This window comes from Pseudomonas sp. TE4620 (assembly GCF_056279045.1).
The window spans coordinates 433,548-447,798 of record NZ_JBWBQO010000001.1; the positions used below are offsets into that span (position 1 = coordinate 433,548).

At 65.8% G+C, this 14,251-nt stretch carries 8 protein-coding genes and 1 pseudogene; 4 read left to right on the top strand and 5 right to left on the bottom strand.

Annotated elements, in window-relative coordinates:
- Window positions 1-77: 77 nt before the first annotated feature.
- Together ACZ9A3_RS02055 and tadA are read left to right on the top strand one after the other, a co-directional pair.
- Window positions 78-1,454, top strand: coding sequence for a multicopper oxidase family protein (locus ACZ9A3_RS02055; protein ID WP_476252085.1), 1,377 nt, complete (start codon window positions 78-80; stop codon window positions 1,452-1,454).
- Complete coding sequence (tadA, locus tag ACZ9A3_RS02060; RefSeq protein ID WP_093386979.1) at window positions 1,454-1,936, top strand: tRNA adenosine(34) deaminase TadA; 483 nt, start codon at window positions 1,454-1,456, stop codon at window positions 1,934-1,936. The genes ACZ9A3_RS02055 and tadA overlap by 1 nt, the downstream gene beginning before the upstream one ends.
- 24 nt (window positions 1,937-1,960) lie before the next feature.
- Here tadA and mltF read toward each other — a convergent pair.
- A pseudogene (gene mltF / locus ACZ9A3_RS02065) lies at window positions 1,961-3,422 on the bottom strand (membrane-bound lytic murein transglycosylase MltF).
- Window positions 3,423-3,668: 246 nt separating this feature from the next.
- Here mltF and purL point away from each other — a divergent pair.
- Window positions 3,669-7,568, top strand: coding sequence for a phosphoribosylformylglycinamidine synthase (gene purL / locus ACZ9A3_RS02070; protein ID WP_093386975.1), 3,900 nt, complete (start codon window positions 3,669-3,671; stop codon window positions 7,566-7,568).
- Between the two features lie 3 nt (window positions 7,569-7,571).
- Complete coding sequence (locus ACZ9A3_RS02075; RefSeq protein WP_093386966.1) at window positions 7,572-7,883, top strand: YqfO family protein; 312 nt, start codon at window positions 7,572-7,574, stop codon at window positions 7,881-7,883.
- Between the two features lie 15 nt (window positions 7,884-7,898).
- On the opposite strand, the gene nagE is transcribed toward ACZ9A3_RS02075, so the two are convergent.
- Genes nagE through nagA form a run of 4 tightly spaced genes read right to left on the bottom strand, consistent with a single transcriptional unit; the run spans window position 7,899 to window position 14,248 of the window.
- Window positions 7,899-9,566, bottom strand: coding sequence for an N-acetylglucosamine-specific PTS transporter subunit IIBC (nagE, locus tag ACZ9A3_RS02080; RefSeq protein WP_093386962.1), 1,668 nt, complete (start codon window positions 9,564-9,566; stop codon window positions 7,899-7,901).
- A gap of 12 nt (window positions 9,567-9,578) precedes the next feature.
- Window positions 9,579-12,119: a phosphoenolpyruvate--protein phosphotransferase gene (gene ptsP, locus ACZ9A3_RS02085; protein WP_476252086.1), complete on the bottom strand. Its 2,541-nt coding sequence runs from the start codon at window positions 12,117-12,119 to the stop codon at window positions 9,579-9,581.
- A gap of 19 nt (window positions 12,120-12,138) precedes the next feature.
- Window positions 12,139-13,161, bottom strand: coding sequence for an SIS domain-containing protein (locus ACZ9A3_RS02090; protein ID WP_195885772.1), 1,023 nt, complete (start codon window positions 13,159-13,161; stop codon window positions 12,139-12,141).
- Window positions 13,151-14,248 carry an N-acetylglucosamine-6-phosphate deacetylase gene (gene nagA / locus ACZ9A3_RS02095; protein WP_093386948.1) on the bottom strand — a complete coding sequence of 366 codons (1,098 nt, stop codon included), beginning with the start codon at window positions 14,246-14,248 and terminating at the stop codon, window positions 13,151-13,153. Before nagA ends, ACZ9A3_RS02090 begins: the two co-directional genes overlap by 11 nt.
- Window positions 14,249-14,251: the final 3 nt, after the last annotated feature.

The following is a 14,251-nucleotide window of genomic DNA, read 5'->3' on the forward strand; positions in this document are numbered from 1 at the left end:
GCCCTTCATCGCCGGTACCTTGGCACTTTGCCGCCAGGTGCCGGCATGTTGTTCCTGCGATGTGAGGTACCTGCTGCATGTCCTTTACCCGGCGACAAATTCTCGGTGGCCTGAGCGGCCTGGTGGCGATTGGCCTTGGCGCCGGTGGCGCATCGCGGTACTGGCTAGGAAGGACCGATCCGGATGCCGGGCATGACTACGAGCTGATCGCCGCGCCGCTGGATGTCGAGCTGGTCTCCGGCTTCAAGACCGAGGCCTGGGCCTTCGGCCCGTCGGCGCCGGGTACCGAGTTGCGGGTGCGCCAGGGCGAATGGCTGCGGGTACGCTTCATCAATCACCTGCCGGTGGCCACCACCATCCACTGGCACGGCATCCGCCTGCCGCTGGAAATGGACGGCGTGCCTTACGTTTCGCAACTGCCGGTGTTGCCAGGCGAGTACTTCGACTACAAGTTCCGCGTGCCGGATGCCGGCAGCTACTGGTACCACCCGCACGTCAACAGCTCCGAAGAACTCGGTCGCGGCCTGGTCGGGCCGCTGATCGTCGAGGAGCGCGAGCCCACCGGCTTCAAGCACGAACGCACCCTGAGCCTGAAGAACTGGCACGTCGACGAGCAGGGCGCTTATCTGCCCTTCAGCATCCCCCGTGAAGCTGCCCGTGGCGGCACCGCCGGCCGGCTGATTACCATCAACGGTCAGGCCAACGCCGTGGTCGAGATGCCTGCCGGGCAGATTGTGCGGGTGCGCCTGCTCAACCTCGACAACACCCTGACGTATCGCATCAACCTCAAAGGCAACTTCGAGGCGCGGGTCTACGCCCTGGACGGCAACCCCATCGTTCCGCGCCCGCTGGGCAAAGACTACTGGCTGGGCCCGGGCATGCGTATCTGCCTGGCGATCAAGATGCCGCCAGCCGGTGAAGAACTGTCATTGCGCGATGGCCCGGTGCGCCTGGGCACCCTGCGTTCGGTAGCCAGCAGCGAAGCCCCGGGCGACTGGCCGCCGGCGCTGCCGGCCAACCCGATCGCCGAGCCGGACCTAGCCAACGCCGAAAAGCTCAACTTCAATTTCGAGTGGGTCGGCTCGGTTTCGGTAAATACCGACAACGGTAAGCCGCCGAGCCTCTGGCAGATCAACGGCAGGGCCTGGGACATCACCGACAAGACCTGCGCCGACCGGCCGATTGCTACGCTGCAAAAGGGCAAGAGCTACATCCTCGAGCTGAAGAACATGACCCAGTACCAGCACCCGATCCACCTGCACGGCATGAGTTTCAAGGTGATCAGCTCGAACAAGCGCAAGATCGAGCCGTATTTCACCGACACTTACCTGCTGGGCAAGAACGAGCGCGCGCGGGTGGCGCTGGTGGCGGATAACCCGGGTACCTGGATGTTCCACTGCCACGTGATCGATCATATGGAAACCGGCCTGATGGCCGCGATCGAGGTGGCCTGATGCGTCAGCCGCAGATCATCGATCGCAGCCGCGACCAGCAATTCATGCGCCTGGCGCTGGAGCTGGCGGCGCAAGGCGCGGCCATGGGCGAAGTGCCGGTGGGCGCGGTGCTGGTCCAGCACGGCCAGGTGATCGGCCGGGGCTTCAACTGCCCGATCAGCGGCAGCGACCCCAGTGCCCATGCCGAGATGGTCGCCATCCGCGCCGCCGCCCAGGCCGCGAGCAACTACCGGCTGCCCGGCAGCACCCTGTACGTGACCCTGGAGCCGTGCAGCATGTGCGCCGGGCTGATCGTGCATTCGCGGATCAACCGGGTGGTGTACGGTGCGCTGGAGCCCAAGGCCGGCGTGGTGCAGAGCCAGGGGCAGTTCTTTACCCAGGGCTTTCTCAACCACCGGGTGCTATTTGAGGGTGGGGTGCTGGCAGAGGAGTGCGGAGCGATTCTGTCCGAGTTCTTCAAGGCGCGACGGGCCAAGGCCTGAGGTGGCCTTGCCCCGCGAAACAGTTCAGAGTGGCGGGGTCTGCTCGGTCGGCTTGGTCTTGTTCACGCCGGGCACGTGCAGGTTGCTCTCGGCCACCTGGCTGCCTTCAAGCTGCGGCTGGGTCACCCAGGTGAGGATGTCGTAGTAGCGGCGGATGTTGGCGACGAAGTGCACCGGCTCGCCACCGCGGGCATAGCCGTAGCGGGTCTTGCTGTACCACTGCTTCTGCGACAGGCGCGGCAGCATCTTCTTCACGTCCAGCCACTTGTTGGGGTTCAGGCCTTCGCGCTTGGCCAGCTTGCGCGCATCGTCCAGGTGGCCGCTGCCGACGTTGTAGGCGGCCAGGGCGAACCAGGTGCGGTCCGGCTCCTCGATACTGTCATCGAGCTCGGATTTGACGTACATGAAGTACTTGGCGCCGCCGCGGATGCTCTGCACCGGGTCCAGGCGGTTGGACACGCCCATGGCCTGGGCGGTGCGCTGGGTCAGCATCATCAGGCCGCGCACGCCGGTCTTGGAGGTGACCTCGGCCTGCCACATCGACTCCTGGTAGCCGATTGCGGCCAGCAGGCGCCAGTCGACCTGTTCCTTCTTGGCCGAGGCCTGGAAGGCCTTCTCGTAGCGCGGCAGGCGTTGCTGCAGGTGCTGGGCAAAGGTATAAGCGCCTACATAACCCAGTACATCGACGTGGCCGTAGTAGCGATCTTTCAGACGCTGCAAGGTGCCATTCTTCTGCACCTTGTCGAGAAATTCGTTGATCTCGTTGAGCAGGCTGTTGTCTTCGCCGGCTGCCACCGCCCAGCGCTGGTCACGGGCATCGCCGAGGTCGAAAGCCACCCGTACCTTGGGGAAGTAGACCTGGTTCATTGCCAGTTCATTGGAGTCGACCAGGGTCAGGTCGATCTGCCCCTCATCGACCATGCGCAGCAGGTCGACCACCTCAACTGCATCAGATTCTTCGTATTCGAGCGCCGGATACTGCTTTTTCAGCTCGGCCATCTGCTCGGCGTGGGTGCTGCCCTCTGAGCACCATGATCTTCTTGCCGACCAGGTCCTTGGCGTCGGTGGGCCGTGGACGGCCGTTGCGGTAGATGATCTGCGGGGTGACTTCCAGATACGGGTGTGAAAAGCGCACCTGCGACTTGCGCTGTTCGCTGCTGACCAGGCCGGCCGCTGCGAGCACCGGGCCGGACGGCTGGCCGAGCTGGTTGAACAGGTCGTCGAGATTGTCGGCGGTCTCGATCTTCAGCTCTACGCCCAGATCGTCGGCGAAACGCTTGACCAGCTCGTACTCGAAGCCGGTTTCGCCGTTGCGGTCCTGGAAGTAGGTGGCCGGGCTGTTGCGGGTAATTACGCGCAGCACGCCGTCTTCCTTGACACGCTCGAGGGTGCTGGGTTTTTCAACACAGGCACCGAGCATCAGGAAGAGTCCGGTTGCGATGAGCCATCTGGCGCACCGCTGGCGCAAAGCGGTTTGGGCGAACATAGGTTGCAGTATACGCAAAGGACCGGCCGCGCCATATCTCGACAACGGTTTGCTTGTCTGCTAGCGATCTTTGCGTTAAAGGCAAAATGCAGGGCAAAACCGGCGGTTTTTTTTGACCCCCGAGTCCGCTTTGCCGGGCCGACATGCGGAGGTGCTGCAATGCTGTGTTTCGGGTGCCGGAAGCGCCGGAATTAGGCTAGAATGCACGGCCTCTAAGCACACCCCCTTCCTGAGGCTGTCCCGACGATGTTGATCCTGCGCGGCGCTCCTGCCCTTTCTGCCTTTCGCCACGGTAAGTTAATCGAGCAACTGAGCCAGAAAGTCCCCGCTGTTAGTGGTTTGTATGCTGAATTCACGCATTTCGCCGAGGTTGACGGCGATCTGAGTGCCGACCAACAGCAAGTGCTCGCGCGCCTGCTCAAGTACGGCCCGAGCGTACCGGTCCAGGAGCCAAGCGGGCGCCTGTTCCTGGTGGTTCCGCGTTTCGGCACCATCTCGCCCTGGTCGAGCAAGGCCAGCGACATCGCTCACAACTGCGGCCTGGAAAACATCCAGCGCCTGGAACGGGGCATTGCCTACTACGTCAGCGGTGAGCTGAGCGACGCCGACGCCGCCATCGTTGCCGACATCCTCCACGACCGCATGACCCAGCTGGTGCTGGCCAAGCTTGAAGAGGCCGCCAGCCTGTTCAGCCACGCCCAGCCCAAGCCGCTGACTGCCGTCGACATTCTCGGCGGTGGCCGCGCCGCGCTGGAGAAAGCCAACGTCGAGCTGGGCCTGGCCCTGGCCGAAGACGAGATCGACTACCTGGTCACCAGCTTCCAGGGCCTCAAGCGCAACCCGCACGACATCGAGCTGATGATGTTCGCCCAGGCCAACTCCGAGCACTGCCGCCACAAGATCTTCAACGCCAGTTGGGATATCGACGGCCAGAGCCAGGAAAAAAGCCTGTTCGGCATGATCAAGAACACCTACCAGATGCACAACGAAGGCGTGCTGTCGGCTTACAAGGACAACGCCTCGGTGATCGTCGGTTCCGTCGCCGGGCGCTTCTTCCCGAACCCTGAGACCCGCCAGTACGGTGCGGTGCAGGAGCCGGTGCACATCCTGATGAAGGTCGAGACCCACAACCACCCGACCGCCATCTCGCCGTTCTCCGGCGCCTCCACCGGTTCCGGCGGCGAAATCCGTGACGAAGGCGCTACCGGCCGCGGTGCCAAGCCCAAGGCCGGCCTGACCGGTTTCACCGTTTCCAACCTGCGCATCCCGGGCTTTGAACAGCCATGGGAGCAGGCCTACGGCAAGCCGGACCGCATCGTCACCGCCCTCGACATCATGGTCGAAGGCCCGCTGGGTGGCGCCGCGTTCAACAACGAATTCGGCCGTCCGGCGCTGACTGGCTACTTCCGCACCTTCGAGCAGTCGATCAACACCCCGCACGGTGAAGAAGTTCGCGGTTACCACAAGCCGATCATGTTGGCCGGTGGCCTGGGCAACATCCGCGAAGACCACGTGCAAAAGGGCGAGATCACCGTCGGCGCCAAGCTGATCGTGCTCGGTGGCCCGGCCATGCTCATCGGCCTGGGTGGCGGCGCGGCTTCGTCGGTCGATACCGGCGCCAGCTCCGCTGACCTCGATTTCGCCTCGGTGCAGCGCGAGAACCCGGAAATGGAACGCCGCTGCCAGGAGGTCATCGACCGTTGCTGGCAGCTGGGTGACAACAACCCGATCGCCTTCATCCACGACGTCGGCGCCGGCGGTATTTCCAACGCCTTCCCGGAACTGGTCAACGACGGTGGCCGCGGTGGCCGCTTCGAACTGCGCAACGTGCCCAACGACGAGCCGGGCATGGCCCCGCACGAGATCTGGAGCAACGAATCCCAGGAACGCTACGTGCTGGCGGTCAGCGCTGGCGACTTCGAGCGCTTCCAGGCCATCTGCGAGCGCGAGCGTTGCCCGTTCGCGGTGGTCGGCGAGGCCACTGCCGAGCCGCACCTGACCGTGACCGACAGCCACTTCGGCAACACCCCGGTCGACATGCCGCTCGACGTGCTGCTGGGCAAGCCGCCGCGCATGCACCGTTCGGTGACCCGCGAAGCGGAGCTGGGCGATGATTTCGACCCAAGCACCCTGGAACTGAACGACTCGGTCGAGCGCGTCCTGCGCCACCCGGCCGTGGCCAGCAAGAGCTTCCTGATCACCATCGGCGACCGCACCATCACCGGCCTGGTTGCCCGCGACCAGATGGTCGGCCCTTGGCAGGTACCGGTGGCCGACTGCGCCGTCACCGCCACCAGCTTCGACGTCTACAGCGGTGAAGCCATGGCCATGGGCGAGCGTACCCCGCTGGCCCTGCTCGACGCCCCGGCGTCCGGGCGCATGGCCATTGGCGAGACCCTGACCAACCTGGCTGCCGCGCACATCGGCAAGCTGTCCGACATCAAGCTGTCGGCCAACTGGATGTCGGCTGCCGGCCACCCGGGTGAAGATGCCCGCCTGTACGACACCGTCAAGGCTGTCGGCATGGAGCTGTGCCCGGAGCTGGGCCTGACCATTCCGGTGGGCAAGGACTCGATGTCGATGAAGACCAAGTGGAGCGAAGAGGGCGTTGACAAGAGCGTCACCTCGCCGATGTCGCTGATCGTCAGCGGCTTCGCCCCGGTGCTCGACGTACGCAAGACCCTGACCCCGCAACTGCGTATGGACAAGGGCGAGACCGACCTGATCCTGATCGACCTGGGCCGCGGCAAGAACCGCATGGGCGCCTCGATCCTGGCCCAGACCCACGGCAAGCTGGCCGCCGTAGCGCCGGACGTCGACGACGCCGAAGACCTCAAGGCCTTCTTCGCCGTGATCCAGGGCCTGAACGCCGACGGCCACCTGCTGGCCTACCACGACCGTTCCGACGGTGGCCTGCTGACTACCGTGCTGGAAATGGCCTTCGCCGGCCACTGCGGCCTGGACCTGGAACTGGACACCCTGACCAGCAAGCGCGAAAAAGTCGCCGCCATCCTCTTCAACGAAGAGCTGGGCGCGGTGATTCAGGTGCGTCAGGACGCTACTCCGGACGTGCTGGCGCAGTTCAGCGCAGCCGGCCTGGGTGAAGACTGCGTCGCGGTGATCGGCCAGCCGATCAACAACGGCGAAGTGCTGATCAAGCTGGCCGGTGAAGAACTGTTCAAGGGCGACCGCCGCCTGCTGCAGCGCCAGTGGGCCGAGACCAGCTATCAGATCCAGCGTCTGCGCGACAACGCCGACTGCGCCGACCAAGAGTTCGACGTGCTGCTGGAAGAAGACAATCCCGGCCTGAGCGTCAAGCTCGGCTTCGACGTCAACCAGGACATCGCCGCGCCGTACATCAAGAAGGGCGTGCGTCCGCAAGTGGCAGTGCTGCGCGAGCAGGGCGTCAACGGCCAGGTCGAAATGGCCGCAGCCTTCGACCGCGCCGGCTTCAACGCCATCGACGTGCACATGAGCGATATCCTTGCCGGTCGCGTCGACCTCAACGACTTCAAGGGCCTGGTGGCCTGCGGCGGTTTCTCCTACGGTGACGTGCTCGGCGCCGGTGAAGGATGGGCCAAGTCGGCGCTGTTCAACGCCCGTGCCCGTGATGCCTTCCAGGGCTTCTTCGAGCGCAGCGACAGCTTCACCCTGGGCGTGTGCAACGGTTGCCAGATGATGTCCAACCTGCACGAGCTGATTCCGGGCAGCGAGTTCTGGCCGCACTTCGTGCGTAACCGCTCCGAGCAGTTCGAAGCCCGTGTGGCCATGGTCGAAGTGCAGAAGTCGAACTCGATCTTCCTCCAGGGCATGGCCGGTTCGCGCATGCCGATTGCCATCGCCCACGGTGAAGGCCATGCCGAGTTCGCCAGCGAAGAAGCCTTGCTCGAAGCCGACCTGTCCGGTTGCGTGGCCCTGCGCTTCGTCGACAACCACGGCAAGGTCACCGAAAGCTACCCGGCCAACCCGAACGGCTCGCCGCGCGGGATTACCGGCCTGACCAGCCGCGACGGTCGCGTCACCATCATGATGCCGCACCCTGAGCGGGTCTTCCGTGCCGTGCAGAACTCCTGGCGTCCGGATGACTGGAACGAAGACGCGGCGTGGATGCGCATGTTCCGCAACGCCCGGGCGTGGGTGAACTAAGGGGTGTACAAGCTCGCCTTCTTCGTCCCGCCAAGCCACGTCGAGGTGGTCAAGGCCGCTGTGTTCGCTGCCGGTGGCGGGCGCATCGGCAACTACGACTGCTGCGCCTGGCAGGTGTTGGGCCAGGGCCAGTTCCGTCCGCTGGACGGCAGTCAGCCGTTCCTCGGGCAGGCGGGCGTGGTCGAGCAGGTCGAAGAGTGGCGGGTTGAGCTGGTGGTGGCCGACGAGCTGATCGGCTCGGTGGTCGCTGCCCTCAAGCTCAGCCACCCTTATGAAACCCCGGCTTATGAGGTCTGGCAGCTAGCGGACTTCTAAGGATCTCATCGCGGGTCAGCCCTGCAACGCCTGGCTCAAGGCAGCAGCACGCTTGCCCAGCAACAAATGCCAGGTCCCATCCGCCAGCGGACTGACCCCTTGGCACCCCAGCGCCAACAGGCGCTCGCGCGTCACTTTGCGCGCATCCTTGAGCTCGACCCGCACTCGGGTCAGGGCCACGCAATCGACCTTCAACAAGTTGTCCTTGCCACCCAATGCACTGAGCCAGTCTTCAGCGGCCATGCTTTCGCTCGCCTCGGCTTTCACTTGCGGCTGTTCGACGACATTCGCCAGGGCATGGGGCAGCTGGTTGCGAATCTCGTCGGCAATGGTGTCGGCCAGCGGCCCGACCACCACCTGCAGGCTACCGCCGGAACCCGGACGTACCACGGCCATGGCCCCGAGGGTTTTCAGCATGCCATCGTGGGCCAGGCCGCGGTCATTGAGCAACAGGCGCAGGCGTGTGGTGCAGGCGTCTACCGAGAGCAGGTTGGCGGCACCGCCGAGAGCATCGATGTAGCGCTTGCCGCGTGGTGCGCTAGCGTCCTGGACTGGAGCTTCTTCGCTGGGCTGGTCTTCGCGGCCCGGGGTTTTCAGGTTGAAGCGGCGGATACAGAAGTCGAAAACGAAGTAGTACACCAGCGCATACAAAAGCCCGACCGGGAACACCATCCAGCCATTGGTCGAGCGGCCCCAGCCCAGGGCCATGTCGATGGCGCCACCGGAGAAGGTAAAGCCCAGGCGGATATTGAGCAGGTCGCACAGGGCCATGGCCAGTCCGGTGAGCACGGCATGGATCAGGAACAGCAGCGGCGCGAGGAACATGAAGGCGAACTCGATCGGCTCGGTAACGCCGGTCAGCGCCGAGGTCAGGGCCATCGACAGGAGGATGCCGCCAATCAGTTTGCGCCGCCCCGGCAGGGCATGGCGGTACATGGCCAGGCAGGCGGCGGGCAGGCCGAAGATCATCATCGGGAACATCCCGGCGAGGAATTGGCCGGCCCGGGGATCGCCGGCGAAATAGCGGCTGATGTCGCCGGTTACCGTCAGGCCATTGGCACCTTCGAAACTGCCAAAGACGAACCACACCAGATTGTTGAGGATATGGTGCAGGCCGGTGACGATCAGCAGGCGGTTGAACACTCCGAAGAAGAACGCGCCGATGCTGCCGCTGTCGAGCAGCAGTTGGCCGAGGCTGTTGATGCCGTTCTGCAGGGGCGGCCAGATCAGGCCGAACAGCAAGCCCAGGCCCACCGCCGATAAACCGGTGGCAATCGGCACGAAACGCCGGCCACCGAAGAAGGCCAGGTACTCGGGTAGCTTGATGTCCTTGAAACGGTTGTACAGCGCACCGCCGAGCAGGCCGCACAGAATCCCGGCGAGCATGCCCATGTCGATGTGCGGGTCGATGACCTTGAGGGTCGAGACCAGCACCAGGTAACCAATGGCCCCGGCCAGGCCCGCGGTGCCGTTGTTGTCGCGGGCAAAGCCGACGGCAATGCCGATGGCGAAGATTAGCGCCAGGTTGGCGAAAATCGCGTTGCCGGCATCGTGGATCAGGGCGATGTCCAACAGGTCGGTGTCGCCCAGGCGCAGCAGCAGGCCGGCAATCGGCAGGATGGCGATGGGCAGCATGAGGGCGCGGCCGAGCCGTTGCAGGCCCTGGATGAAGTGCTGGTACATGGTGCGCTCCGGTTATTGTTCTGTGCTGAGTGGGGAGTGGCGGTGGTGTAGCGGGCGTGCGGCGAAATCGCGGCAGGCCTGGCGCACCGCGCGGGCGCTGGACAGGCCCAGCAGCTGCTGGCTGAAGGTGCGGCATTCACTGCTGTCGAGCTGGCGCACGCGCTCCTTGATCTCGCCGACCTGCGGGGCGCTGACCGACAGCTCGCTGACCCCGAGGCCGACCAGCACCGCGGTGGCCAGCGGCTCCGAGGCCAGCGCGCCGCACACCCCGACCCAGCGGCCATGGCGGGCAGCGCCCTGGCAGGTCAGGTCGATCAGGCGCAGCAGCGCCGGGTGCAGGGCGTCGACGCGGGCAGCCAGACCCGCGTGGTCACGGTCCATGGCCAGGGTGTACTGGGACAGGTCGTTGGTACCGATCGAGAAAAAATCGGCGTGTTCGGCCAGGCGCTCGGCGAGCAGGGCGGCGGCCGGAACTTCGATCATCACCCCGAGTTCGGCGCGCTGGTTGATGCCCAGTTCGCTGGCCAGGTGGTCCAGGCGCTGGCGGATATCCAGCAGCTCATCGACCTCGCTGACCATCGGCAGCATGATCCGGCAGCGGCGCTGCGGGCTGACCTGCAGCAGGGCACGCAATTGCAGGTCGAGCAGCTCGGGGCGCACTTGGCCCAGGCGAATGCCGCGCAGGCCGAGTACCGGGTTGGCCTCGTGGGGCAGGGGCAGGTAGTCCAGTTGCTTGTCGCCGCCGACATCGATGGTACGGATGATTACCGGACGATCGCCCATGGCGTCGACTACCGCCTGGTAGGCGCTGAGTTGCTCTTGTTCATCCGGGGCGGTGTGGCGGTCGACGAAGAGGAATTCGGTGCGCAACAGGCCGACGCCGTCGGCACCCAGGTTCAGGGCCTGGGCAGCTTCGGCCGCCGAGGCGACATTGGCGGCAACTTCGATCGGGCGCCCGTCACGGGTCTGGGCGCTGCCCTGGGCGGCGGCTTGTTGCTGTTGGCGGCGTTGCTGCTGTTGCTGGCGAAGCTGCGCGACTTCGGCCAGGCGTTCGGCGTCTGGCGCGGTTTCCAGCCGGGCCTGCTCGCCGTCCACCACCAGCACCTGGCCGGCCTGCAGGTTCAACAGCTCCGGGCCCAGGGCAACCAGGCACGGCAGGCCGCGGGCGCGGGCGAGGATGGCAACGTGCGAAGTGGCGCCCCCGGCGACCATGCACAGCCCGGCCACCGCGTGCTTGTCGAGCAGCAGCAGGTCCGAGGGCGTCAGTTCATGGGCGGCGACAATCGCCGAGGGTGGCAACTCGAGTTCGCGGCTTTCGCCGAGCAGGGCGCGTAATACCCGTTGCTGCAAATCCTGCAGGTCGTTGGCGCGCTCGGCCAGCAGCGGCTTGTCGAGGGCTTTGAGGATCGCGCACTGGGCGTCGATGGCCTGGCTCCAGGCGTGGCTGGCGGCAATGCCCTGGTCGATGCGCTGACGTGCAGCGTCGATCAGTGACGGATCGTCGAGCAGTGCCAGGTGCGCTTCGAAAATGGCTGCAGCATCACCTTGTTGCAGCTGTTTCAAGTCGCCTTCAATGGCGGCTTTGACGCTGACCAGTGCGGCGTCCAGGGCCTGGTGCTGCGCAGCGGGCGTATGGCCGCCCGGGTCTGGCGGCAGGCGTATCCCGTCCAGACGCGCCAGCGGGCCACAGGCCAAGCCCGGCGATGCGCAGACACCGTTGAGGATGCCGGGCTGCAGGTTGGCGACGGGTGTGGCCTGAGCACTGATGGCAGGGGCGGCATGCTGTTCGCCGACGCTCGCGGTGGTGACTGCTGCCAATAGTGCCTGCAGCGCCTGCGCACTGTCGGCACCGCTGCAAACAATTTCAACTTCATCCTGCTCGCCGACACCCAGGCCCATGATCGCCACCAGGCTGTTGAGCGCGGCGACCTGGCCGTTGAAGTGCAGCTCGGCGCGGCTGCCAAAGCCCTGGGCAGTCTGGCGCAGCAGCGCCGCAGGGCGCGCGTGCAAGCCGCCGTGATGAGCGACTCTGGCGCTGCCGCGCACGGTTTCGCCGCTGCTGGCTGCTTTGCCTGCAGCGATGCTGGCATTGGGGATGACATCCAGCAGCGGCGCACCCAATGCCACCGAGCGAGTGGTGCGCGGCAGCAAGCGGTAGTCGCTGCTGTTGCTGAGGATCATCACCGTGATCAGGCTGGTGCAGTGTTGCGCCACCAGGTCGAGGTCAAAGCGGATCAGCGGCTGGCCACGTTCGACCCGTTCGCCGTTGGCCACCAGTGCTTCGAAGCCGCGGCCCTGCAGCTGCACGGTATCCAGGCCGATGTGCATGAGGACCTCGGCGCCGTTGTCGGCGCGCAGGGTCAGGGCGTGCAGGGTTTTCGCCAGGTGGATGACGGTGCCGGCGCAAGGCGCCTGCAGGCAGTCGTTGAGCGGGTCGATGGCGATGCCGTTGCCCAGGGTGCCGCCAGCGAACACCGGGTCGGGCACCTGGTCGAGCGGCAATAGCGGGCCTTCGAGGGGGGCATGGAGGGTGATGTTCTTGTTGTTGGGCATGCGCAAGGTCCTCGGTGCCTCAGTGAGTTCGGGTCACTTTGCTCAAGTGACGGGGCTGATCCGGGTCCATGCCACGCGCCTCGGCCAGGCCTGCGGCCATGACATAGAAGCTCATGATCGCCAGCAGCGGATCGAGGCCCGGGTGGGCGGCGCAGCTTAAGGTCAGGTTGCGCTGGGGGATGTCCGCCGGCGCCGCCAGCAGCACCTTGGCGCCGCGCTGGCGCATGTCTTCGGCCAACTGCAACAGGCCGGCCTGCTCGACGCCACGAGGCGCCAATACCAGCAACGGGTAATGGGCATCGATCAGCGCCATCGGGCCATGACGCACCTCGGCGCTGCTGAAGGCTTCGGCCTGGATCGCCGAGGTTTCCTTGAACTTGAGCGCCGCTTCCTGGGCGATGGCAAAGCCGGCTCCACGGCCGATGACCATCAGCCGCTGGCAGTCGCGCAGTTGCTCGATGGCCAGGCTCCAGTCCTGTTCGGCGGCTTCACGCAGTTGCCCGGGTAGAGCCAGGCCGGCGTCGAGCAGCGCCGGGTCCTGCTGCCACTGGGCGACCAGGCGGGCGCTGGCGCTGAGGGTGGCGATAAAGCTCTTGGTCGCGGCAACGCTCAACTCGGGGCCAGCGCACAGCGGCAGGTGGTACTGGCAGGCCTGTTCCAGTGGCGAGTCTTCGGCATTGACCAGCGCCAGGGTGGTGGCGCCGCGTTCGCGCAGGGTGCGCAGGCTGTCGACCAGGTCCGGGCTCTGGCCCGACTGGGAAAAGCCCAGGGCCACCTGGCCGCGCACCTGCAGGGGCGAGTTCTGCAGGGTCACCACCGACATCGGCAGCGAGGCCACCGGCAGGCCAAGCTGCTGCATGGCCAGGTAGGCAAAGTAGCTGGCGGCGTGGTCCGAGCTGCCGCGGGCGACCGTCAGGGCAACCTGCGGCGCGAGGCTGCGCAGCTGTTCGGCGACGCTGGCAATACGCGCGTCGCAGCGCTGCAACTGGGTCTGCACAACGTTGGCCGCGGCCAGGGCCTCGGCAAGCATCTTAGAGCTCAAGGTGTTCTCCTTCGACCATTACGCCGATCAGGTTGAGGTTGCGATCCAGGCTCACGGCGTCGGCCCAGCTACCGGGCTGCAGGCGCCCGCGCTCTTGCAGGCCGAGGTAGTCGGCGGGGAACTGCGACAGGCGCTGGGAGGCTTCGGCCAGGGGCAGGCCGATCTTCACCAGGTTGCGCAGGGCCTGGTCCATGGTCAGGGTGCTGCCGGCGAGAGTGCCGTCGGCCAGGCGCACGCCGCCCAGGCATTTGGTCACGGTGTGGCTGCCAAGTTTGTACTCGCCATCGGGCATGCCCGCGGCGGCAGTGGAATCGGTCACGCAGTACAGGCAAGGAATCGAGCGCAGGGCCACGCGGATGGCGCCGGGGTGCACGTGCAGCAGGTCGGGAATCAGCTCGGCAAAGCGCGCATGGGCCAGGGCCGCGCCGACGATGCCCGGCTCGCGGTGGTGCAGCGGGCTCATGGCGTTGTACAGGTGGGTAAAGCTGGTGGCGCCGGCTTCCAGGGCTGCCACGCCTTCTTCGTAGCTGCCCAGGGTATGGCCGATCTGCAGGCGCACGCCGCGCTCGCTCAAGGTGCGGATCAACGGCAGGTGGCCGGCGACTTCCGGGGCGATGGTGATCACCTTGATCGGTGCCAGGGCCAGGTAGGCGTCGACCTCTTCGAGCAGCCCCAGGTGGGCGAAGTTCGGCTGCGCGCCGAGCTTGCCGGGGTTGATGTACGGGCCTTCCAGATGCACACCGAGCACCCGCGCGCCGCCGTTGCACGGTTGGCGAACGTACTCGCCGAGGGCGCCGAGCACCTGGGTCAGTTCTTCCTTCGGCGCGGTCATGGTGGTGGCCAGCAACGAGGTGGTGCCGAAGCGCACGTGGGTACGGGCAATGGTGGCGAACGCCTGGGCACCTTCCATGATGTCGCTGCCACCGCCGCCGTGTACATGCAGGTCGATGAAACCGGGCAGCAGGTAGGGCAGATCGTTGCCCTGCGGGTCGCAGGGCTGGCCGTCGATGGCGGCGACGCGGCCGTCACGCAGCAACAGGCGTCCGCGTACCCAGCCCGTCGGGGTGAGTATGTTGTGTTCGCTCATGGG

Excerpts from the sequence above, each read along its gene's own strand:
- ACZ9A3_RS02055 (WP_476252085.1), top strand. The coding sequence starts at position 78 with ATGTCCTTTACCCGGCGACAAATTCTCGGTGGCCTGAGCGGCCTGGTG.
- tadA (WP_093386979.1), top strand. The coding sequence starts at position 1,454 with ATGCGTCAGCCGCAGATCATCGATCGCAGCCGCGACCAGCAATTCATG.
- purL (WP_093386975.1), top strand. The coding sequence starts at position 3,669 with ATGTTGATCCTGCGCGGCGCTCCTGCCCTTTCTGCCTTTCGCCACGGT.
- nagE (WP_093386962.1), bottom strand. The coding sequence starts at position 9,566 with ATGTACCAGCACTTCATCCAGGGCCTGCAACGGCTCGGCCGCGCCCTC.
- ptsP (WP_476252086.1), bottom strand. The coding sequence starts at position 12,119 with ATGCCCAACAACAAGAACATCACCCTCCATGCCCCCCTCGAAGGCCCG.
- nagA (WP_093386948.1), bottom strand. The coding sequence starts at position 14,248 with ATGAGCGAACACAACATACTCACCCCGACGGGCTGGGTACGCGGACGC.